The sequence below is a fragment of the Vibrio sp. 1580 genome (assembly GCF_033340055.1).
On sequence record NZ_JAWOVT010000004.1, the window covers coordinates 263,635 to 285,041 of the forward strand.

Annotated in this window: 23 protein-coding genes; 6 read left to right on the forward strand and 17 right to left on the reverse strand. The window is 45.8% G+C overall.

Features of this window, described 5'->3' with window-relative positions; genetic code table 11:
* Positions 1 to 45 precede the first annotated feature (45 nt).
* The 4 genes from R7093_RS08590 to R7093_RS08605 form a co-directional block, all read right to left on the reverse strand.
* Positions 46 to 444 carry a GFA family protein gene (locus R7093_RS08590; protein ID WP_005373991.1) on the reverse strand — a complete coding sequence of 133 codons (399 nt, stop codon included), beginning with the start codon at positions 442 to 444 and terminating at the stop codon, positions 46 to 48.
* A 251-nt stretch (positions 445 to 695) separates the two neighbouring features.
* The gene (locus R7093_RS08595) at positions 696 to 959 is read right to left on the reverse strand and encodes a DUF3012 domain-containing protein (RefSeq protein ID WP_005373992.1); all 264 of its coding nucleotides are present in this window, start codon (positions 957 to 959) and stop codon (positions 696 to 698) included.
* Positions 960 to 1,153: 194 nt separating this feature from the next.
* Positions 1,154 to 2,173: a type 2 isopentenyl-diphosphate Delta-isomerase gene (gene fni / locus R7093_RS08600; protein ID WP_005373993.1), complete on the reverse strand. Its 1,020-nt coding sequence runs from the start codon at positions 2,171 to 2,173 to the stop codon at positions 1,154 to 1,156.
* Positions 2,174 to 2,411: 238 nt separating this feature from the next.
* Entirely contained in the window at positions 2,412 to 4,211 is a 1,800-nt protein-coding gene (locus tag R7093_RS08605; protein ID WP_104976290.1) for a cation:proton antiporter, read from the reverse strand.
* A 440-nt stretch (positions 4,212 to 4,651) separates the two neighbouring features.
* Between R7093_RS08605 and R7093_RS08610 the strand changes: the two genes are divergently transcribed.
* Positions 4,652 to 7,315: a DUF2339 domain-containing protein gene (locus tag R7093_RS08610; protein ID WP_411913250.1), complete on the forward strand. Its 2,664-nt coding sequence runs from the start codon at positions 4,652 to 4,654 to the stop codon at positions 7,313 to 7,315.
* A gap of 88 nt (positions 7,316 to 7,403) precedes the next feature.
* Here R7093_RS08610 and R7093_RS08615 read toward each other — a convergent pair whose 3' ends face one another.
* The 12 genes from R7093_RS08615 to flgB are packed head-to-tail and all read right to left on the reverse strand — an operon-like array spanning position 7,404 to position 17,394.
* Positions 7,404 to 8,444, reverse strand: coding sequence for a flagellin (locus R7093_RS08615; RefSeq protein ID WP_318146614.1), 1,041 nt, complete (start codon positions 8,442 to 8,444; stop codon positions 7,404 to 7,406).
* Positions 8,445 to 8,462: 18 nt separating this feature from the next.
* Positions 8,463 to 9,362, reverse strand: coding sequence for a flagellar hook-associated protein FlgL (gene flgL / locus R7093_RS08620; RefSeq protein ID WP_005373998.1), 900 nt, complete (start codon positions 9,360 to 9,362; stop codon positions 8,463 to 8,465).
* A gap of 13 nt (positions 9,363 to 9,375) precedes the next feature.
* Entirely contained in the window at positions 9,376 to 10,749 is a 1,374-nt protein-coding gene (flgK, locus tag R7093_RS08625; RefSeq protein ID WP_005374000.1) for a flagellar hook-associated protein FlgK, read from the reverse strand.
* The gene (locus R7093_RS08630; protein WP_005384422.1) at positions 10,750 to 11,298 is read right to left on the reverse strand and encodes a rod-binding protein; all 549 of its coding nucleotides are present in this window, start codon (positions 11,296 to 11,298) and stop codon (positions 10,750 to 10,752) included.
* 10 nt (positions 11,299 to 11,308) lie between these two features.
* The gene (locus tag R7093_RS08635; protein WP_086026720.1) at positions 11,309 to 12,445 is read right to left on the reverse strand and encodes a flagellar basal body P-ring protein FlgI; all 1,137 of its coding nucleotides are present in this window, start codon (positions 12,443 to 12,445) and stop codon (positions 11,309 to 11,311) included.
* Positions 12,430 to 13,101 carry a flagellar basal body L-ring protein FlgH gene (flgH, locus tag R7093_RS08640; protein WP_017635111.1) on the reverse strand — a complete coding sequence of 224 codons (672 nt, stop codon included), beginning with the start codon at positions 13,099 to 13,101 and terminating at the stop codon, positions 12,430 to 12,432. Before flgH ends, R7093_RS08635 begins: the two co-directional genes overlap by 16 nt.
* A gap of 32 nt (positions 13,102 to 13,133) precedes the next feature.
* Positions 13,134 to 13,919, reverse strand: coding sequence for a flagellar basal-body rod protein FlgG (gene flgG, locus R7093_RS08645; RefSeq protein WP_005374008.1), 786 nt, complete (start codon positions 13,917 to 13,919; stop codon positions 13,134 to 13,136).
* Between the two features lie 24 nt (positions 13,920 to 13,943).
* Positions 13,944 to 14,675 carry a flagellar basal-body rod protein FlgF gene (gene flgF, locus R7093_RS08650; RefSeq protein WP_005374009.1) on the reverse strand — a complete coding sequence of 244 codons (732 nt, stop codon included), beginning with the start codon at positions 14,673 to 14,675 and terminating at the stop codon, positions 13,944 to 13,946.
* A gap of 12 nt (positions 14,676 to 14,687) precedes the next feature.
* Positions 14,688 to 15,884, reverse strand: coding sequence for a flagellar hook protein FlgE (flgE, locus tag R7093_RS08655; RefSeq protein WP_005374010.1), 1,197 nt, complete (start codon positions 15,882 to 15,884; stop codon positions 14,688 to 14,690).
* A gap of 27 nt (positions 15,885 to 15,911) precedes the next feature.
* Entirely contained in the window at positions 15,912 to 16,595 is a 684-nt protein-coding gene (flgD, locus tag R7093_RS08660) for a flagellar hook assembly protein FlgD (RefSeq protein WP_005384410.1), read from the reverse strand.
* Positions 16,595 to 17,029 carry a flagellar basal body rod protein FlgC gene (flgC, locus tag R7093_RS08665; protein WP_318146615.1) on the reverse strand — a complete coding sequence of 145 codons (435 nt, stop codon included), beginning with the start codon at positions 17,027 to 17,029 and terminating at the stop codon, positions 16,595 to 16,597. The genes flgD and flgC overlap by 1 nt, the downstream gene beginning before the upstream one ends.
* A 2-nt stretch (positions 17,030 to 17,031) precedes the next feature.
* Positions 17,032 to 17,394, reverse strand: a complete 363-nt coding sequence (gene flgB, locus R7093_RS08670; protein WP_005374013.1) for a flagellar basal body rod protein FlgB — start codon at positions 17,392 to 17,394, stop codon at positions 17,032 to 17,034.
* 77 nt (positions 17,395 to 17,471) lie between these two features.
* On the opposite strand from flgB, the gene flgA reads away from it, so the two are divergent.
* The 4 genes from flgA (at position 17,472) to R7093_RS08690 (ending at position 19,872) form a co-directional block, all read left to right on the forward strand.
* Complete coding sequence (gene flgA / locus R7093_RS08675) at positions 17,472 to 18,269, forward strand: flagellar basal body P-ring formation chaperone FlgA (RefSeq protein WP_031777223.1); 798 nt, start codon at positions 17,472 to 17,474, stop codon at positions 18,267 to 18,269.
* Between the two features lie 136 nt (positions 18,270 to 18,405).
* Positions 18,406 to 18,687 (forward strand): flagellar biosynthesis anti-sigma factor FlgM, encoded by a 282-nt coding sequence (gene flgM, locus R7093_RS08680; RefSeq protein ID WP_005374016.1) that lies wholly within the window; start codon positions 18,406 to 18,408, stop codon positions 18,685 to 18,687.
* 20 nt (positions 18,688 to 18,707) lie between these two features.
* Positions 18,708 to 19,145 carry a flagellar export chaperone FlgN gene (gene flgN, locus R7093_RS08685; RefSeq protein WP_005374018.1) on the forward strand — a complete coding sequence of 146 codons (438 nt, stop codon included), beginning with the start codon at positions 18,708 to 18,710 and terminating at the stop codon, positions 19,143 to 19,145.
* Complete coding sequence (locus R7093_RS08690) at positions 19,126 to 19,872, forward strand: lytic transglycosylase domain-containing protein (protein WP_042523341.1); 747 nt, start codon at positions 19,126 to 19,128, stop codon at positions 19,870 to 19,872. The genes flgN and R7093_RS08690 overlap by 20 nt, the downstream gene beginning before the upstream one ends.
* 435 nt (positions 19,873 to 20,307) lie before the next feature.
* Here R7093_RS08690 and R7093_RS08695 read toward each other — a convergent pair whose 3' ends face one another.
* Complete coding sequence (locus R7093_RS08695) at positions 20,308 to 20,826, reverse strand: NUDIX hydrolase (RefSeq protein ID WP_005374021.1); 519 nt, start codon at positions 20,824 to 20,826, stop codon at positions 20,308 to 20,310.
* A gap of 277 nt (positions 20,827 to 21,103) precedes the next feature.
* Here R7093_RS08695 and R7093_RS08700 point away from each other — a divergent pair, with 277 nt between their 5' ends.
* Positions 21,104 to 21,370 carry a DUF333 domain-containing protein gene (locus tag R7093_RS08700; protein WP_005374023.1) on the forward strand — a complete coding sequence of 89 codons (267 nt, stop codon included), beginning with the start codon at positions 21,104 to 21,106 and terminating at the stop codon, positions 21,368 to 21,370.
* The last annotated feature ends 37 nt before the right edge of the window (positions 21,371 to 21,407 follow it).

The window sequence follows — 21,407 nt, forward strand, 5'->3', positions numbered from 1 at the left end:
ATTGTAACGCGCTCTGTTTCTAAATACTTATCTACAACAACTCTACTATCTGGGCCCTGCATCAAATTGAGTCAGGTTATCCGATATCTCGATCCATGGCGCTTTCGATGCGACAAAAATATGGAAATCAGGCTTGTGAGAAGGTGTGTCATCCAAGATACCAAGGCGAATATTGACGATCCCATTGTTCTTTTTCGAATACAGGCTCGATCCGCAGTGGCGACAAAAGCATAGCATGGTATTTTCGCTTTTCTGATAAGTTTGAATATCTTCTTTCCCTTGGATAATAAGCAGTTTATCCAACGCAATACCACCGGCAGATGAATAGTCAGAACCTGTGAACTTGCGGCATTCAGAGCAATGGCAATTTCCCATGTACTTAAATTCATCTGCCACTTCCAACTTTACCTTGCCGCACAGACATGAGCCTTTTAGTACTTCCATTTGAATTCCTTTTTGTTATGAATCTAATTGAATTAGATGGCTATCTCGACACCATGCCATTGCAATACGAAAAATTAAAGACAGGCAATACAGGTTTTCAAAAATGAAACGAAAATGTAAAACTTTCCATTCAGAGGGAAGTGCGCTGACACGTGAAAAATAGAGCTATTTTAGATACAAAAACACCAAGCAATAACGCTTGGTGTTTACCTCACAGAATGTCGCCTCAGAAAAGGCGCTTTCCGCTGTGCTTAAAAAATGCAGTGTTTAGTAAAGCTGGTCGCTTCGTTTGCAGTCCAGTCACCTTTCGGCTTATCTTTCAGGTTTTCACACCATTGCTCGCTGCCGACACCATCTTGCAGAACACAATGCTTTGCAAAGTCTACCGCGTTGTCTGCTGTCCATTCTGTTTTTGGCTTATCGCGCATGTCGTTACACCAGCCTTCAGTGCCCACTTCATCACTACAAGCGGTCAAAGCAGAAGCCGCCAACATCAGCATGACTAGTTTTTTCATAAATTTAAGGTTCCAGTTGCAAACAATAGTAAAATTAAACTCAATCTCTTCAACACGTGCCCATTCAAGTGTCTGAATAAAGGCGTCACTAGCTGAAGTGACTTTTGTATCAACTATAACGAAATTATCAGTCTACGTGTTAAGACATCGAAAAATTATTGAGCGACTCTGTGTAAAGCGCGCCATTCTAAAAGCTATAGGCAGCGCGCTTTTGTTAGCTCACCAACCTTAAAAGAGCCAGTACCAAAGCACGTTAAACGCAGCTCTAATGCCATTTGTTCAAAGTGATCGACGACAGACTGCGTGCTGATCGTCGCAGCTTTTAATACCGCACCAGCTTGCCCAATGAGATTAGCCCCCAAATGAATGGCTTTCGCCGCTTCAAGTCCGTTATGAACACCTCCCGAGGCGATCAAGGGTAATGTAGGATGCAGTGCGCGGATTTGAGCCAAACATGTTGCTGTAGGGACACCCCAATCGCGGAAAAGCTCGGCTGCACGCTGCATTTTCGGATTATCTTGGCAATACCCTTCAACCGCACTCCAGCTTGTGCCACCCGCGCCCGCAACGTCAATTGCATCCACACCAGCATCAATTAATCGCTGCGCAACGTGTCCGCTAATACCAAAACCGACTTCTTTGATAATGATAGGAACCTTCACGCGAGATTTAAGCATCTCAATTGCCTGGAAAACACCAACCCAATTGTGGTCGCCATTTTTCTGAAACGCTTCCTGCATTGGATTAACGTGCACAAACAAGGCATCGGCTTGAATCGCCTCAACCGCACGTTGCGCATTATCGAGTTTACCTTTATCGAGCAATTGAGCGGCTCCAAGATTGGAATACAACGGTACTTCTTTCGCCAACTCACGAATGGTTTTACCCAAGCCCGAATGCTGACTTTCTTCTAAGCTAATCCGTTGCGAGCCCACACCCATGGCAATACCTAATTCACTTGCTGCTTCAGCTAAACGACAATTGATCGTTTCTGCGTCTTTTGCTCCGCCAGTCATCGAGCTAATCAAAAACGGTAGCGCTAATTGATGACCAAGAAACTCTGTCGATAAATCGATCGCGTGAAAGTCACATTCTGGCAGCGCACAGTGTTCAAACTCGACAGACTCAAAACCCGCCGTTTTATGCTTCATGCTCATATCATGATGTAAAACAGCATCTAGGTGTAAATCTTTTCGGTTAGTTTGCGGAGCCATAATGTCACCCTAAAGTAAAACAGTCGCGCAGTATTGCGATCCTTATCAGTAACGTCAATGCGAATTTTGTGAATTTGCCGGATTACTTTTCCGAAACGAGTAATGAATCTCGACTGCCCCTGACATTATAAGAAAAGAAACTCGCTTTCCGTTTTCAACAAGCCGGCAAGTTTCTCTTCAAATTGAGATAATCAGCGTACGATACCCATGATGCAAATGGATCACATTGCTCTGTAGTTTACTTTACGCTGTCCGACAGAATTAGCGACACAACAGTGCTTGTCGTCGTTGGTTCAAACTGTTCGGGATCATCACAGAATTGAATTTTTCCTTTTTCTTCTACATGGAACAGCGGTACAACTGAACTACCTTTGTGATGCGCTAAATAATCTTGATACGTGAAGTTATCGCTCAATTTCGTGTGTTTAACCTCTGCACCACGACTTAACATACTGGCTAGCTGGGTATAGCTTACATTGCCGCCCATCAGCAATTTACCATGGTACTCCTGAGCCACGGAGTGCTTCTCGCTGTCATTGCTGTTGGTTTTCACTTTTTGTAAGCAGTGAACTTTATCTTCCCCAAACTCGTCGACGAATTGCATGCAAGCCATAATGTTGAAATGCTGATCGGGCGTTAATGCAACCACTTGACCTATTCCTATCAAGTTCAAGTTGTCGTCCGCGTGACTAGAAATAGGGTTGCCGTAATAGTAATCCAGTCCCAACATACGAACCTGACTGATGTACTCCCAGTTTGAGTCAGTCATTAATACGCGACGGTCATAACGCGACAACGCCTGCCCTATTTCTCTTGCTACTCGGTTAGCACCAATCAACAAGAAGCCGCGTGGTGCTGGCTCTGCGACGCCCAATGTCAGCGCTACAGGACGTGCCGTCGCACTTTGTAACACGACCGTTCCTATAATCACCATGAAGGTCATAGGGACCAGTAAAATCGCTTCATCAATGCCGTATTCGGTCAATTTGATCGCGAAAAGAGACGAAATCGAAGCAGCAACAATACCGCGCGGTGCAACCCAAGACAAAAACAGCTTATCTTTGAGACGCAAGTTGCTGCGGAAGGTTGAAAGAAAAATCGATAACGGACGCGACACTAACTGCATAAATACAAATAACAATAACGCACCGCTACCTAGCGCAGCAAAATCATCCAAACTGATTCGAGCCGCAAGGAAGATGAACAATCCGGTGATCAGTAAAATGGTTAAATGCTCTTTAAAGTGCAGAATTTGCTGAATATTGATGTCTTTAGCGTTTGCGAGCCACATACCCATTACGGTGACGGTTAGTAACCCAGCTTCAGACTCAATGTGGTTAGAGACCGAAAATACACCTAGAACCACCATCAAAACCGCAAATGGCTGCAAATATTCCGGTAGCCAAGAGCGACGCATGATCGTCGCAACTGCATAGCCTGAGGCCGCACCTAGCATGACACCGACAGCAATGATCGTCCCAAACACTTCGACGCTATTTATCGCGCTGTGAGATACGATAAACTCGTAAACCATCACAACAAAAAGCGCACCGAGCGGGTCAATCAAAATCCCTTCCCATCGCAAAATGTTAGCAAGCGTACTGTTAGGTCTTACGGTTCGTAGAAGTGGCACGATGACCGTCGGCCCTGTTACTACGGTTAAGCTGCCGAACAACATGGCAAGCTCCCAAGTAAAGCCGAGGAAATAGTGTGTTGCAATACTGGTCGCCGCCCACGAAATGATCGCCCCGATGGAAACAATGCTCCATACCGAACCACTCACGCCACGAATTTCTTTAAAATTTAAGGTCAAACTGCCTTCAAATAAAATCACTGCCACCGCTAAAGAGACCAACGGAAAGAGCAAATTACCTAATATCTCATCAGGGTTTAACCACTGCATAAATGGCCCAACGATCAGCCCTGCCAACAACAAAAATAAAATCGCTGGCAAACGCAATCGCCAAGCTAACCATTGGCAACCTAAACCAATAACCCCAACCGCTGACAGCACCAGCGCTTCATTACCCACTTGCATCAATAATTACCTGTTTTTGTCTTTTTTCGCGTGAATGCGCTATACCCGAATACATTCAGCCTTACGGTCAAATAGAAACAACCGAACGTGCAAATCAAACGACTGACCTTCGATGACATCGCTACGAAACGCACATGTTTGAAGTCATTTGGCGATCGCATCAGAATTATGAATATAGTTGACCCCCAATGACTTAACGACTCATTTTTGTTCATCAGGTCTTAAAGTGGCACACAAGTGTGCGACTTTGTCGAATTCATCATTACGCATTGAGTTTCATTATGTAGAATGATTTCTGAAGAAAGCGCGGAACCTAGCACTATATGAGGCTAAGGCATAGAGCATGAACTAAGCTTTAGCGTAAGTGCTCAAAGTTAAGAATCGTGTGTCACGCGACGTACGCAAGGAGAAATGGATTGTACGTAATACTAGCACTGTTCATGGCGTGTCTCGCCATCCTCATCGGAGTGAAAGCCGCCAACCGAGCTGCACTTTTAGAAAAAGAACTAGCCAAACTTCGTGAGGAAGTCACATCACTACGAGCCAGTGTCCATGGGGGCTCAAACCAACAAGCGCACCAACAATTCAGCATCGAAAAAGACACACCATCTGTAGCGACGTCACCTCACATAGAATCACCACAGAAAGATGTCTCATCCTCTGGGGAACATGATCCAGCTACCAACCTAGACTTGGACCAGAGCGCTGCGAATCAAGGGTACGCCCAGACAAGAGAAGTGCAACTGGATGTTTTTAGTCAAGAAAATGAGTCATTCCTTCAGAGTAAAGTTCAGAGCCTGCTTAGCAACATTCAAGAAAATTGGTTGGTTTGGGTAGGCGCATTGGCCATGCTGATCGGTGGAGGTTATCTCGTACAGGTGATTGGTAGTCACATCCAGTTTTCGCCATTTATGCGAGTGTCCTTTGCCTTTGTGATCTCATTACTTATGGTGCTTGTTGGCGAGTGGTTTCACCGTAAAGAACAACAGAATCCGCAACGGGCAGCACGAGCCCAAGGCTTTACGTATGTTCCTGCTGCTGTTACCGGTACGGGATTAACGGGCATTTACTGCACCGTCATTTTTGCCTTTGTGGTTTATCAAATGCTAACGCCGAGTATCTCGTTGATCATCTTGGCTTCAGCGGCATTTTTCAGTTTAGCATTATCATTGCGACAAGGGCCGTTAATGGCCGTGCTTGGCTTAATTGGTGGCTACACAGCACCACTGTGGATTGGGGGTAATGAACCCAACTACTTCTTGTTAGCCGGATACATCTGCGCAATTTCGTTCGCGGCGACCTTATTGATGCAAAAAGTGCGTAGGGCATGGATTACGCCAAGTATCGCGATTCCACATGTCATTTGGATGTTGCTGTTGATTGAGAGTGTACCAACAGAACGGTTGTTCTCGTGGCTCGCGATTTATCTCTCCATCACTTTGTATCTCATTTTCGCGGTTCCGAGAATGGGTTGGATGCTCAATCCTCGCTTTCGTCACTATCAAAGCAAGTGGACAAACTCGCCGATCGCTACCGCTCTCGCAACTGCTTTATTGACCTTTTCTGCCGTCACCAGAATGCCGGAGCTGAACACTCTACAAATGGCGTACTGTTATACGCTGCTTGTTGCGATCATCTGGCTACCAGCACTTCGTACAGGCTGGTCATTACGTGTATTTTTGCCATCCATTCTCGTCTCGGCAACCGCGCTGATTGTTCTTACTATCGCTTTTGATGCGCTGTATATGTTAGAGCGAGAAGCTAGCATCCTATTCGCATTGGCGGTGAGTATTGCGCTGATCTGCTATCGAACATATTGCCAATCACTTAGTGACCGTTCGCAACTCAGTGGGCTGCTTCTGCTGGTACTGGCTCCCGCGATGAGCTTAATTACGTTGTTTTATATTGACGAATTTATGCAAGGCTACCTGTGGTATTGGACTGCATTCTGCGCATTGATGGCCACTTACTACGTTGTGCTTGGTCAGCGTGCACGTTCGTTGGCATTAGAATGCTCTGCCGTTATGCATGCTTTAATCGTAGGTCTTGCTTTTGTTTGGTTGAGCGATACTTGGTTAACAACAGCAATCTCAATACAAGTTGCGATAATGGCCTTACAGGCTCAAGTCGGGTTGTTTCGACCTGCGAGTTGGGCGATTAAAGTGGCAATGGGAATACTGGTTATCCGACTCACGCTGCTACCTTTCATACCCGAATGGCAACCGGTAGAAGCTGGGCATTGGGCTTGGGTTCTTGTGAGTTATATGCCTTCTCTCTTCATCTTGTCTTACGCTCGTTCAACACTAAAACAAGTGGACCGAGAACTGACCAACTGGTTTGAAGGGGCGTTTTTACATGTATTCTTAATGGCATTGTTCACCCAAACTAACTACTGGTTAACGGGGCAATATGGTTACTTGGGGCACATCGACTTCACAAGTGCGGCAGTCTTTGCCAATCAAGCATTAGTTATGGGTTTGGTATACAGCTACCGCAGCCAATTTGCGCAACGCTTAAGCCGTATCTACGAAATCTATAGTTACTTGCTTTGGTGCGCGTTCGCTATATTGATTATTTTGCTTAATACGGCAGAATCGCCGTTGGTGACTGATAACGTCTCGGCACAAGCACTTCCCATCTTTAACATGCTGAGTATCGGCTGGCTGTTACCAGCTTGCATCCTGCTTATCGCAACCTTTAAACGCTGGAATACGTTGCAAGTTCATCGATTTGCGATTGCTAGTCTAGGCTTTTTACTTGCAGCCATTTGGTTGGGGATGTCTATCCGTCAATTCTGGCAAACCACATCGATGATGCTGTATCAGCCAACCAGCATGGCAGAGTTGTTCAGTTATTCAGTGGCTGGCTTGCTCGTAGGTGGATTGCTGACTTGGCGCGGCGTGACCCAACAGGGGCTGATGATGCAGCGTGTCGGTCTAGTGGTCCTTGCCGGTGTCGCACTGAAAGTATTCTTATGGGATGTGAGCTCTCTGGATGGGTTCTGGCGAGCAATAAGCTTCTTAGGCTTAGGTGCATCTTTGATAGCACTTGGATGGCTATTCCAGAAATTGAATCGTTCGGTGGCAAAAGCACTCGAGCCCTAGACGAGTCAAAGAGAGATTCCCGACAGTGCGCTGTTTTCGTTATTGGGGGACGACAACAGTGTAAAGCCGGGAATCATTGGAGTGTTCGTTACTTCAGTAAAGCGACCACAGTATGACGACGCACGTTTGCTTGCGCATTCAATGCCTGAAAAGTCGAAGTAAACTCGCCAGACTTTTGCATGAATCCATCCAGTTTTGCATTCACCTCATTGACTGAAAGCTGTGCGGTTTTGGGTTGGATAGAACGCATTTGAGTATTCAGTTCACCATGAAAAGCTTTCGCTTCCTGCAAGCTCGTTTGAACTTGTTTCAGATGCTGATTTACTTTGGCAATCGTCTGCTTGATGCCGTCGCGTGAGCCTAGATCAAACCCGAGCTCCGCAATACCATCTGGCTCAGACTTTAAGTTCAAAACGTTAGGCTGTCCCGCAGGGAATCGGTGCCCTTCCCCCGTTACCATCACCTTTTGCTGCATTTGTTGATAAGCGTTGTCTCTGGCTTCAAATAAAATGCTGCCATCATCGGCTAATGAGGCTCGCATTCCTAACGCAATCAAGCTGCGATCCAGCATTTTGACCGTTCGCTCACCGTCTGATTGTCCATCAAAATGAATCATCACCGCTTGACCTTGAGGAAAATCCAAACGGATTTGCTCGGCCTTGTCGCTTAAGCGATGAACATTCAAACCTGGAATAGAAAAGCGACGAATATCCGCTTTATCCAGTTTTAAGTGCAGTTCGTTATTTAGGACTTTCTGGCCATCGAAACGTGCTTGCTCAACGACTTTTTGGATGGTGGCTTTAGAGCGAACCAATGTATCCTGCAAACCAGGAACATTTTGTACGCCTTGATTAATAGCTTGCGTCAAACCACGTTTAATTTGCGTGAGCTCTTTGCCAATCACCTGCAGCGATTTGGACGCGATCTGAACCGCCGTGGCTTGCTGCTGACCCTGCGTAAGCTGAATACCAGATACAGAGTAGGCTGACGCAGTGTCAGCCTGAATTTGCGCCGGGCGCGGTTTAATTGCCGTACTTGAGTCTGCAGAACGGGTCGGCATGATAGAGGCTTGTTCTTGTCCACCTAAGCGTATGCTATGGGGTCTAACCTCTACTGTACTCATTACCATAAAAAGAACTTCCTAACCTTATAAACGGTCAAACAGCGACAAACCATCGATCTTCACATAGCTTGCTTGCGTTGCTTGCAAAGCGGCCATGTAATTACTCAATCGTACCGACGCTTCACCATAGTCCAGAGCAGAGAGGTCTCCAGATACTTTGTCAACGAACAGCTTGTTTTCACTGTGCGCGCCACCAACAAGATCTAAGTTGTTGTGTCGACCACCAATCTCAGTCATGGTCCCTAGTACGTTTGAAAAAGTATCGTCGATAGCGCTGATACTCGCCTCAACTTCAGCTCTGAAGTTGGCGGTAGGGCTCTCAAACTCTTTGATCAGCGCATCAATTTGGTTAAGCACGTTATGGCCTCCCCCAAGGTCCAATATTTCTTTTGCAGTCATATTGGAATCCATCGTGACACCTTTAGCAATTGTTACTACGCGCTTGTCACTATTACCTTCAATTACGTAGCTGCCGCTCGCTTTACTTACAGCCGCAGTATCCGTTTTAGTACCAGAGAAAAGGTAGTGCCCTTCTTCATCCTGCGCGTTAAAAGACGACTCAATAGAGTCACGGTAACTCTTAAGCTCTGTAATCATACCGCCACGACTTTCGTCAGTAAGAGAGCCGTTCGCACCCCAAAGCGCGATGTCTCGCATGCTTTTTAAGCTTTCTTTGATCGAATCTAAATGGGTTTCTTGACTCGATAGCGTCGTTTTTACGTTTTCAATGTTGTTTTTGTACTGAGCAATCGCACTGGTTTCTCGGTCTAAGTTAAGCAACTTGATCGAAGCCATTGGATCATCAGACAGCTTGGTTAAGCGCTTGCCAGTAGACATCTGTTGCAGAGCTTCGCCTAATCCCGCGCTATTGCTCTGCAAGCTGTGCAACATCATTTGACTAAATTGATTGTCACTAATTCGCATCTAAACTTTCCTCTTAGAATAACTGCAGAATAGAATCGAGCAGTTGATTTGCTGTGCTGATCACTTTCATGTTGGCATTGTGCGCATTAGCAAACATCATTAGGTTAGCCGCTTCTTCATCGCTGTTTACGGAACTAACATTATCGCGAGCTGCGTGCGCTTGCTTGTTCATGGCTAACTTCGCTTGATAATCAGCATTAGCTTGGCGTGCTTTAATTGCGGTTTGACCCACCATTGAACTAAAGGCATCGTTCAAGCTTACTGAGCCGTAACCTGATACCGCCACTGGCTTGTTGCTTAACTCGATCAATGATTGCAACGCATCTGCGTTACCAGGTGTTCCATCACTTGAGAACGCAAGCTCATCTGGAGTTAGCTTGGTAATATCCAAACTGGCTGCAGGGTTTGCTGGGTCATAGCTGAACAAAGGTTTACCTGGGTTGCCATTTAAGTCTTTGCCAGTTGCAAGCACGGCGTTGTATTCATCCGCGAGAGCTTTCGCCATGTCATTCAGAGCCAATTGGTTTGGTTTCAACACTTCGGTTTGATAGTCATTAATCGCACCTAATTTGCCACCAAGCGAGTCACCAATCGCAAAACTTTGATTCGAGAACGTGACGTGTAAGTCCGCCAAGTAAGGATCACTCGGGTCAGGAATGGCTTCCAGTTTGCCATGGTCCGTACCCATCACAAGCGGTTGACCAGAGGTTAGTGTGACCTGAACACTGCCGTCATGCTGCTGTGTTGTTTTGATTTCAATGGTTTGAGATAACTCACCGATTAACCTATCTCGTTCATCCATTAACTGTGATGGGTTACCACCTGTACCTTGCATCTCTACCAGTTGCTTGTTCACCTTCGCGATATTTTCCATAAGGCTATTCGCGTGGTTAAGCGCTGCATTACGTTGGTCGCTCATGTCTTTATGTTGATTGTATAAAGACTCGGTAAGCGTATTAAAACGGCGGGCCAAAGCTTCAGATTCGTTAATGATCTGCTGGCGGTAAGGTATGGATTCCGGCTTAACGGTCGCATCGTTAAGCGCAGCGTTTAGCGAGTCCAAGCCAGCCGATATACTGAAACCATCGGCACCAAGCGTATTCTCCAGCTGACTCATGTTACTGGTGTATCCAGATGCGTATGCCGCCATACTGTTAGTCGACCACGTTTGCTTAATCAGAAATTGATCAGTAACGCGGCGAATGCTAGTGACTTCTACCCCTAAACCTGGACTTAAGCGATTGGCTTTACCATCATCGACAGACGCCATCAACGCTTGTTGACGACTGTAACCCACGGTATTCACGTTTGCCACGTTTTGCGCGGTTACGTCTAGGGCCACACGGTTCGCGCCTAAACCTGAAAGGGCAATATTAACTAGGTTCATTTACAGCTCCATTTTTCTGATCAACGGCTGAGAAAACGCGGTAGTCATACCGGCCTCACCGAATACCTGTTTAACAGAGGCGACGGCTTGAGAAGCGGTATTAAATAGGCTTGAATTCTTCTCCACCTCTTTAGAATCTACTTGTGAGATAGATTCAGAATTCGAACCTTTACCATCGTTAGCGGATGAGATGTTGCGCGCAGCATCGAAAGCAACCTCACGCATAGACGGGCTCAGCTGCTGGATGAGCATATTGGCAATGCCTGAGCTCTGTTTCTTTGCTAGTTCCATCGCCAGCTGTCCGTCATACATATCACGGAATACCCCTTGTTGCTGACTGGCAAACGGGCTGTCTTTATCAGCAAGAGCATCACTACTGCTGCGCATTTGGCGTAACACCATTTGTAGGAACATTGCCTCAAATTGACCTGCGACGACTTCAAGTGCGCCTTCTTGATCACGACTATGCTTGATGTTAGCCAATGCACTGTTGTCGTGATAAAGCATCGAATTTAACTGAGTTTGTTCATTGGTACTGTCTAGCTTCATCCTTAACTCCTTATATCACGACCAATTCAGCGTTCAACGCACCCGCTTCACTCAAAGCTTGCAGGATAGACATCAAGTCTGTAGGCGTGGCACCTAAACTATTTACCGCATTAACTATGGTGTTAAGTTCCGTGCCTGGAGGCCAAATCACCATCTGAGCGAGATCTTCATTCACATCAAGATCCGTTTGGTTAACGACTTTCGTATCGCCATTTGCAAACGCATTAGGCTGACTAACTTGTTGTGATTCAGAAATTCGCACGGTTAAGTTACCGTGACTTACTGCTGCTTCACTCACTTTGACACTCTTACCGATCACCACGGTGCCAGTGCGAGAGTTAAAGACAATACGAGCAGGTTTACGGCCTTCAACAACGCTCATTTCTTCAAGCATCGACATCATGACGACACGCTGCTGTGTATCTTTTGGTGCACGCATATCAATGCGAGCTTTATTGATCGCAACTGCAACGTTAGGTCCAAAAGTGTTGTTAATTTCACGCGCAATATTTTTTGCTGTAGTGAAGCTAGGCTTGCGCAGGTTTAGGGTGATTTCATCACGTTGGTTGAAATCGGTTTTGATTTCTCTCTCTAAAGTCGCACCATTCGGAACGCGACCCGCCGTTGGTGTGTTCACTTCTACTTTGGAGCCACTTCGCCCCTCTGCAGATAAGCCCCCCACAACCACGTTGCCTTGCGCAATCGCGTACACTTCGCCATCAATACCACGTAAAGGCGTTAGCAATAACGTACCACCACGAAGGCTCTTTGCATCACCGATTGAAGACACAACCACATCCAACGTTTGTCCTGGGCCTGCCATTGGATCAACGGACGCTGTCACACTCACAGAAGCCACATTTCGTAGCTTAGGGTTCATACTGTCATCAATTTGAACCCCAAACTGACGTAGCATGTTGGTAATAGATTGAGAGGTAAATTTCACTTGGTTTCGGTCACCTTGGCCGGCTAAGCCAACCACCAAACCATAACCAACCAGTTGGTTTTCTCGAATGCCGCGAACATCGACCAAGTCCATGATCGGAATTTCCGCTTCAGCACGTGAAGTGCCTGGTAGTCCCAAGGTCAACACCAATAGGAGAGACATAAAGAAAGATTGCATTGTCTTCATTAGAAAGGTACCCATGGGCTGTTGAAGAACTGAGTTAGCCACCCGGCTGCGTTGCTGTCAGCTAGCGCTCCGCGACCTGCGTAGGTAATTCTTGCATCAGCAATTCGTTGAGAAGAAACTTGGTTACTGCGGTTAATATCATCCACACGGACGATACCGGTTAGACGAATAAACTCGTCGCCTTGATTCAGACGAAGCCATTTTTCACCGCTGATACGCAATACGCCATTAGGTAATACTTCGTGTACCGTTACCGTAATGGCACCTTGAAGCTTGTTGCCTTGTGAACTTGATGCACTGCCATCGAAGTTACGTTTGCCATCCACGCTAACCCCTAACTCATCGATAGTTTTCGTGCCTATGGTCGGCGCCACAAAGTTAATTGCTGAACTTTTACCGAACTTAGTACCCGCATTTTTACTCGATGAGGTTTCTTCTGATAATTGAACCGTTAATACATCGCCAACTCGGTAAGCACGACGATCCTGGAACAGAGTCATCGTGTATTGGTGACGATAAAGGCTACCAGATTGGGTTTCCGGCAGCGTGTAATCGAGCGTTGGTGGTGCATATTCCTCAGCATTCGGCTCAGGCGGAATAAATTCCTGACGGCCAGCACATCCCACCAGCAACACGGCGGCTACTGCCCAACTCTTAGAAAGCCATTTCATTGCTTTTTCCTTCATCATCACCAATTTCATACTTACATTGATTGCGAAACAAACTTCAGCATGTCATCTGCAGCAGAGACCACTTTCGCATTCATCTCATACGCACGTTGAGTGGTGATCATGTCGACCATCTCTTCTACTACTTGTACGTTTGACCCTTCCAGTGCACCTTGCTTGATAATGCCGGCGCCATCAGCTCCTGCAATCAGCTCATCAGCTGGACCGCTGGCTTCCGTTTCACGGAATAAGTTGCCACCCATGGCCTCTAAGCCGGCTGGATTGATGAATTTTGCAAGTGTAATTTGACCAAGCTGCTGAGGTGTTGGATCGTCTGCTGTTGTTGTAGTCACTGTGCCATCAACACCCACAGAGAAAGAGACCGCATTGTCTGGGATCTGGATTTGAGGCTCTAAAGGCAGGCCCTGACTGTTCACCATTAAGCCTTCTGAGTTTCGATGGAACTGACCATTACGTGTATACATGATCTGTCCGTCCGAGTTTTCTATTTGGAAGAAACCCTGACCCATTACAGCAAGATCCAACTCTTGCGTTGTGTTTTGGGTATTACCTTGCGTGAACACTTTTTGTGTGCCAACAACGCGAACACCGCTACCTAGCTGAATACCACTTGGTAGTTCGTTAACTTGGTCTACTTGTGCGCCTGGTTGACGCTGAATGCTGTAGAAAAGATCTTCAAATACAACTCGGTCACGCTTAAAGCCAACCGTGTTTACGTTTGCTAGGTTGTTAGAAATGGCAGTCATCTTCGTGTCTTGCGCTGCCATGCCTGTCTTACTTACCCATAATGCTGAATGCATTTTTTACTCCTTGCGGGGCGAGACTTAGCTCGCCGCCATTAATTTGTTACCAGCTTTTGCTAGAGTTTCCGCCGTTTTCATCATGCGAACTTGCATTTCAAAGTTGCGCGTCAGCGACATCACACTAACCAATTCATCAATAGCAGATACGTTACTGCCCTCAATGTGCTCAGGAGAGAGTTGCACGGTTTCATCTGCCGCGAATGGCACGCCATCTACGCTGTGCAGCAAGCTATCGCTCTCTTTTTGCAGTTGATTAATTTCCGGTTTAACCAACTTCAAAGTGCCTGCCACAATTTCTGCGCCGCCACCTGGTGGGATCACTGAGACTTGACCACGCTCGCTGATTTCAATCTTTTGATAATCCGGTACAACCAAAGGACCATTGTCACCGAGGACAGGGAACCCATTGATTGTTAGAGCGCCAAAAGTATCGACCTGAATATTGCCTGCACGGGTGTAAGCTTCGTTACCCGCTGGGGTTTCTACAGAGAGATATCCCTCCCCCATAACCGCAACGTCCAACGGACGTCCTGTTTTCACAATATCGCCAGCGTCGAAACGTGTTGAGGCAGAGTTGGTCACAACCATAGTGCGACCATCAAAACCTGGGCCTTGCATCTCTACACTACGCACACGCTCCATATCCGCTCGAAAACCCGCAGTATCAGCATTTGATAAGTTGTTTGAACGAACGTGCTGCGCTTTAAGAACTCGGCTGGCACCCGACGTTGCCGTAAATAACAAACTATCCATGCAAAACTCCCATTACACCGCGTTAAACAAAGCTTGAGTAAGCTTGTCGCTGGTAGAAATTGTCTTTGCGTTTGCTTGGTAGTTGCGTTGTGCAGTCATTAGAGCAACAAGCTCGCTGGTTAAGTCAACGTTAGAACCTTCTAATGCACCCGGAGTTAGGTCACCCATCGTACCTGAACCCGGAACACCCATAATTGGAGCACCTGAGCTAAAGCTTTGAGTCCATGATGTTCCACTCACTTTCGCTAAGCCTTGTGTGTTTGCAAAATCAGCAAGAACAACCTGACCTTGTAGCTGTGATTGGCCGTTAGTGTAAGTCGCGTAAACCATGCCGTTACCTTCAACGCGTACACCTGCAAGTTCACCTGATGTGTAACCGTTAGGACTATTAGTACTTACGCCAAAAGCTGCACCAAATTGCGTGCTGCCTTTCAGGTTAATGTCTACACTCATCGCGTTCGCGCCTGCAGCAGGGAATGAAACATTAAACGGCGCAGTTGGTGCTGAAAGCGAGCCGTCTTTACCAAACGTTACAGGCACAGTTGCTACTGGCGTCGTACCGCCATCTACTTGAACGTTCACTTCCCACGAGTTAGAAGCAGTCTTAGTAAAGTACTGAGTTACCGTGTGCGAGTTACCCAGTGAGTCGTAGACTTTTGTTGTGTAAGACGAGTTAAATGAGCTTGGATCTTTTGGATTGAATGGCGTTACGGCTTTATCAATAACAGACGCGCTTGCGTCGAAGTTCGCAACAAAATCTAAGCTGTCTGTTGCTTTAGCATTCAGTGAGGAAGTCGATACCTGAATATTACCCACAGAACCTGTCATTAGGTTGTTGTTGCTATCGACACTGTAACCTTGAAGCTTTGCACCGCTGTTAGCCGTAACAAAGTTGTTCTTATCCGTTGAGAACACACCTGAACGTGTGTACAACATTTGACCCATATTATCTTTAGTAACAAAAAAGCCACCGCCATTAATAGCTAGGTCCATCGCACGGCCAGTTCCTGTGATACTGCCGTCTTTGTCGAAGTTCTGTGAAATTGACGCGACTTCCACACCACCAGGTTGCATGCCGTTATATACAGCGGAGAATTCTGTGCGGCCACCTTTAAAACCATACGTTGATGCGTTGGCAATGTTGTGACTGATTGTGTTTAGCTCTGTGTTGGTCGCGTCCAGACCACTTAGTGCGATGTTAAAACTCATAAATAGACCTCTGATTTCCGTATTTGGTTAAGCACCAAACTGAGTGATTTGATAGAAAGGAACGTTGCCAACGCCATGGACATTGACTAATGCTGCGCCACCGGTATTAGGAATGCGCACTTGCTCAACAGTGCCTGCCATCAGCACATTTGGACTTGCTTGCCCTTCTTGCACTTCTACGGCCACTGAGTATTTGCCTGGTTTAAGACCAAGTTCTTCAGGATTAATTGAAAAGTCGACGTCACCTTTGCCGTGAGCACCTAGTGGCACTTTAGTTGATTGACCAAATTCATCTTTAACAACTAACGTGACTTGGTTTGAGCTATGAGCGAGTTCGATTTTTCCGTTTTGTACGTCTTCACCAAGCTGAAATTCATCCGCATTGACGTAAACCGTTTGCCCAACAAGGCCCGCTGTTGATAGCACTTGCATGTTGTCCAGTAACACCATGCTCTGTTGCATTGTCTTAGACATATTCTCGGTACTTTGTACCTGCGAGAACTGAGCCAATTGACCAACGTATTCCGTACCATCAAGGGGATTAAGTGGGTCTTGGTTTTGAATTTGAGCCACCATCAAAGAAATAAACTCATTCTCCAATGAAGAAGCGCTGTTCATGTCTTTAGGGTTTGGTGAGATACCGTTGCTGTCTTTTGCTTTTGTATTTACTGGAGCGTCAGACGATAAAGGGGTGTATTGTGCAATACTCATTAGCTGCCCTGCCCTAATCTAAGCAGACCTTGCTGCATACTTTTTACATTGGCTAATACTTCAACATTCGTTTCGAAGCTGCGTGTTGCGGACATCATGTCTGCCATTTCAGCAACTACATCAATATCTGGGTAAAACACATAGCCTTCATCATTAGCCAGTGGGTTGTTCGGCTCAAAACGCTTCTCTACATCTCCAGCATTTTTAACAACGTCAACAATGCGAACTTCTGCATTGGGATAAGCTCCATTTTCTGTTGTCATTTGCGTTTTTTGGTACACAGTCGCAAATACTGGCTTAAGCGCTTTATAAGCATCTTCTGGATTTGCAGATACTGCATCTGCGTTTGCTAAGTTACTGGCTACCGTATTCAGACGCACAGTTTGTGCTGTCATCGCGGAACCAGTGATCGAGTAAATATCAGTGAATGACATAATTAACGTCCCTCAATCGCTTTCGCTAAGCCATTAAATTTCATGTTGAGAAACGTCAGGCTAGTTTGAAAGTCCATGTTGTTTTGCGTGAATTTTGCTTGTTCAACACCAAGCTCTACGGTGTTGCCATTTTTGCTATTCTGGTAAGGCACCGAGTATTGGGCCTGAACCTGGAACTTTGGCACCGGTTTGTTCACACCACCTGCCGTTACTTGGTTCATTACGGTGGTGAAACTTAGGTCTTTCGCCAAATACCCAGGGGTGTCAACATTTGCTAGGTTACTGGCGAGGACTTTGGTACGCTGAACGCGAAAATTAAGTGCCTCTGGATGTACTCCTAAAGCATTTTCAAATGTGATCGCCATGCATCTTCCTTACAGTTGGCTCGAATACGCCAACATACAAACAAGATACGTGCCATAAAAAATAGCTATATATATCAATGACTTACAAACAAGGATGGAAGCCAAACTTCCGGTTCTCGGAAAGCATTAAAAACAAGAGGAAAGTGTCCACTTCCTCAACAATAATGCTGACGTTACTCGCTTTGACATCAGAACAAGCATTCGCCAACACCAATGACAAAACCCTCAGCGTTGAAGAGATAAAATCCGTTGTAGCAACGGATTTCGAACAAGAGGTGGATCGCGTAGCGCTCTCCAATCAGTGGGGGGAGTACAAACTGGACTTCGACATGTGGGTGCCCGGTTCTGCCAATCACTTGCCAGAATGTCAATCGCCTTTAGTTATCACAGGTCGTGACAACAACACGTTGCCAGTCGGTAACCTCAAGCGCTCAGTCAGCTGCGACAATATCGCATCACCATGGCGAATTAACGTTACGATAAAGTCTTCACTGACTCTGCCTGTTTTAGTCGCGACAACCACGGTTGGCCGAAATGAAGTCGTAACGGCTAAACACATAAAGCTTGAAACCCGAACCATCTCTCGCCAAGACGATTTTTATACTCGCCCCGAGCAAGCAGTAGGCTTAGAAACCTCTCGTCGTTTGAGGGCTGGACAAGTGGTTAATCCATCCAATTTGTCGGCCCCACCTCTAATCGAGAAAGGCAATGAAGTCATAGTCATTGCGAGCAAAAATGGATTTAGTGCCAGCACAAAAGGAGTCGCCTTAGAAGATGGAGCGAAAGGGCAACAAATTGACGTGGAAAACCCAAGTTCGGGCAAGGTCATAAGAGCAGTCGTAACTGGATTAAACCAGGTTCATACTCAATTTTGATTTTTTGACTCGGGGTAACATTTTTTAATTTTGGCTCTCGTCAGTAACACTGAACTTCGAGTACAAAAAAAATATTTAATGTTTATCACATTCTAACCGCCTACTTAATTTAGAACATGATGATGAGGACCACAGCATGAAAATCGACAAAGTCGCGGGCGGTCATGTCCCACAAACAAAATTACAGCAAGCAAGCAAACAGCCTGTCGACGTCGTCGAACAGAGCAAAGTACACGAGCCTGCATTTCAAGCGAATACCGTAGCGATAGATCGCGCTCAAGCTGAAATGGCATCACTACCTGATGTTGATATGGAAAAAGTAGAACAAGTACGCAACGCATTAGCGCGTGGTGAACTTAGCCTAGATACAAAAGTGCTATCCAAGGCAATCATGCAGTTCCATACAGGTCACGAGTAATAAAACGCTAGGAAGACATCATGGCAAGCGCAGTATCGCAGCGAATTCAACAATTTGTTCGCTCTATATCTGAGGATATTAAGCTTTATCAACAACTGCTTCCTTTGCTTCAGCAGCAAAAGGTATTGTACTTAAAGTTTGATGGAGAGGCACTGAACGACAATGTTCAGAAACAAATGCCGATACTCAATAAACTCAGCCGCTCCGCCAATGACAGGAGCCAGTGTATGCGAGCGCTGGGGTTAGCGTGTAATGACGCCAGCGTAAAACGAATTTTCAATGCTTTGCCTGCCCAAATAGGTATGCAAGCTAGAAAACAATGGGCGCTATTGGAAACGTTGGTAAGTCAGTGCCAACAATACAATCAGAGCAATGGCCACAGCTCTGCGGCGTTCCATGAGTTGGTCAGTCAACTCAAACAACCTGTGCAACACACTTATGAAGATAAATCGTTCTAAACGATGTTCGTCTTGCCTACAGATTCAGTCGCCATCTCGGCTGAGTACTGTAGGCCTTTTTATTTTTATTGCCTTTCTGTCCTACCTTCCATTCACATGCCAGGCAAAACCAAATGCTGTCGATATTCAAACGCAGTATCAAGTATTAGCCCCATACAAACCACAAATTGCCAAGCGTCTCGATTCATCCAAACCGGTAATTAACCACATTTTCAAACAGCTTCAAAACCACTCATTACCAAATAGCCTAGCCTTAGTGCCAATGTTAGAATCTTCTTACAACCCCAAAGCCGTTTCTCACGCTAACGCCGCCGGACTTTGGCAACTGATACCAGCCACAGCGAAACGTTTCGGATTAACGATAAATACAAAACAAGACGATCGCTTTGACACAGAAGCTAGCACAACGGCCGCGCTCAAGTACCTGGCGTTTTTATACAACAAATTCGATCAAAATATGGCTCTCACTTTAGCTGCATACAATGCCGGAGAAGGACGTGTTGCACGTGCTATTCAGCGAGCAGGAAGTCGAGATTTCCAACAACTCACGCTGCCTAACGAGACTCGCCAATATGTCAGCCGCTTCTATGCATTGGAAAAGTTGATAGATATCGGTCAGTTACAATCCTCATCATTTCAACCTTTACTCTTATTTGCTCCAGACGCTCCTATGATTTCACAACCGCTGGTCGACTTTAGCCGACTGCCTCCGCTAGTTAATTTGTGATAAAAGCTACGACAGAGCTCAATGTCAGAGAAACGTAAAATCACAAGATCCTGTTCGGCGGATTTGAAAACTCGTGATCTCTATGCAAACGTGTGCAAAAAAGTTGAGGTAAGGTATCTCAAAGATAAGAAAGAGTAGTGGTTTACTAAAAAGCGCCCCAATTGCGCTTGGCAATTGGGTAGATATGCGTCACATTGCGTTTGCAAAAAAACATGAAAACCAATGGTCAGACCTAATAATTATTTACACACTAAATGTAAAACAGCTATTGTTTTCATAGTTCGAAACAAATCTAACATATCAAGATGACGCTTCGCTTGCGCGTCTGGAATAAGTCCGGGTTCCGGGGGGGAGTCCGGACTTTTTTATTGCTCTAAAATCTTTGCCCACAATAGAGCCAACAGAAGCTAAGTCGTAATGATGCAAACTAACTGTTTATAGTAATTCTTTAGAAATCAACTGAAGTAAAAACGTTTCGCGCTCAATGCTCATGCCTTTTTTCGGGCTTTCTGCCATCGTTTTTTCATTGTGTGCAATTGCTTCGTGTATGTTCATCCATACCGGGCGCATTCCATTTTTAACTTCGTAATCTTCATACGCCGTTTCGCCTAGCTCACGTTCGATTTTACACGTATAACAATACGACACCATGTGCATCACGTCAGCGTCATCCTTGTACCACGGACGAAACTCCTCAAAGATTCCGAAAGGCTTAATACCATGTATATTTTGGGCGCCCGTTTCTTCCTCTAATTCACGGACTAATCCAGCAATGACATCTTCACCATCATCAATACCACCGCCTGGTAGCGTGTAGTCATGGTAACGTTCTGTATAGAGCAACAGCACATCTTCACCATCAAGTACAATGGCTCGCGCTGCATTGCGCTGAAAAACAATTTTGTCATCCAAATGCTCTATGTCTGGATGAACGGTCGATTTTAAATGTCTCATCGAAAATACCACGGTCAATGTTTTGTGCGCATATTACCGAATTTCACACTTTAAATCATTGTTGTAGGCCAGGTACGTTCGAGCGCTTGTCAGGAAGTGATTGATATGACCTTCACAACAATACGCCAAGAACAGAAGTGTGACGTGCTAATCAGCAATAAATGAGAATATCTAAATTCTTATACGTCCCTCTTACTTTTAACATCGATAAGACAATAATCTCTTAAAGTTGCCTATAATCAATACAATACTCGCCCACCCCATGCGGAGATAAAGAATGAAAAAGACAAATTTAATGATGGCTATGGCTGCAACATTGGTACTGGCTGGTTGTTCAACTTACGAGGGAGCGACCCGATCAACTGAGTATACCTCCGTTGCAAATCCCGCAGCCGTATACTGTGTTCAGCAAGGTGGTGAGCTGGATACCGTGTCGGAAAACGGCGAACGTGTCACTTACTGTGTGCTGTCGGACAATGAACGCGTCGAGCAATGGGAATACTATCGCGAGAATCACAAAGAAAATGAGGGTGACAACTACTAATTATTTTTATCGATACGTCACCTTCCCTCTATCACTT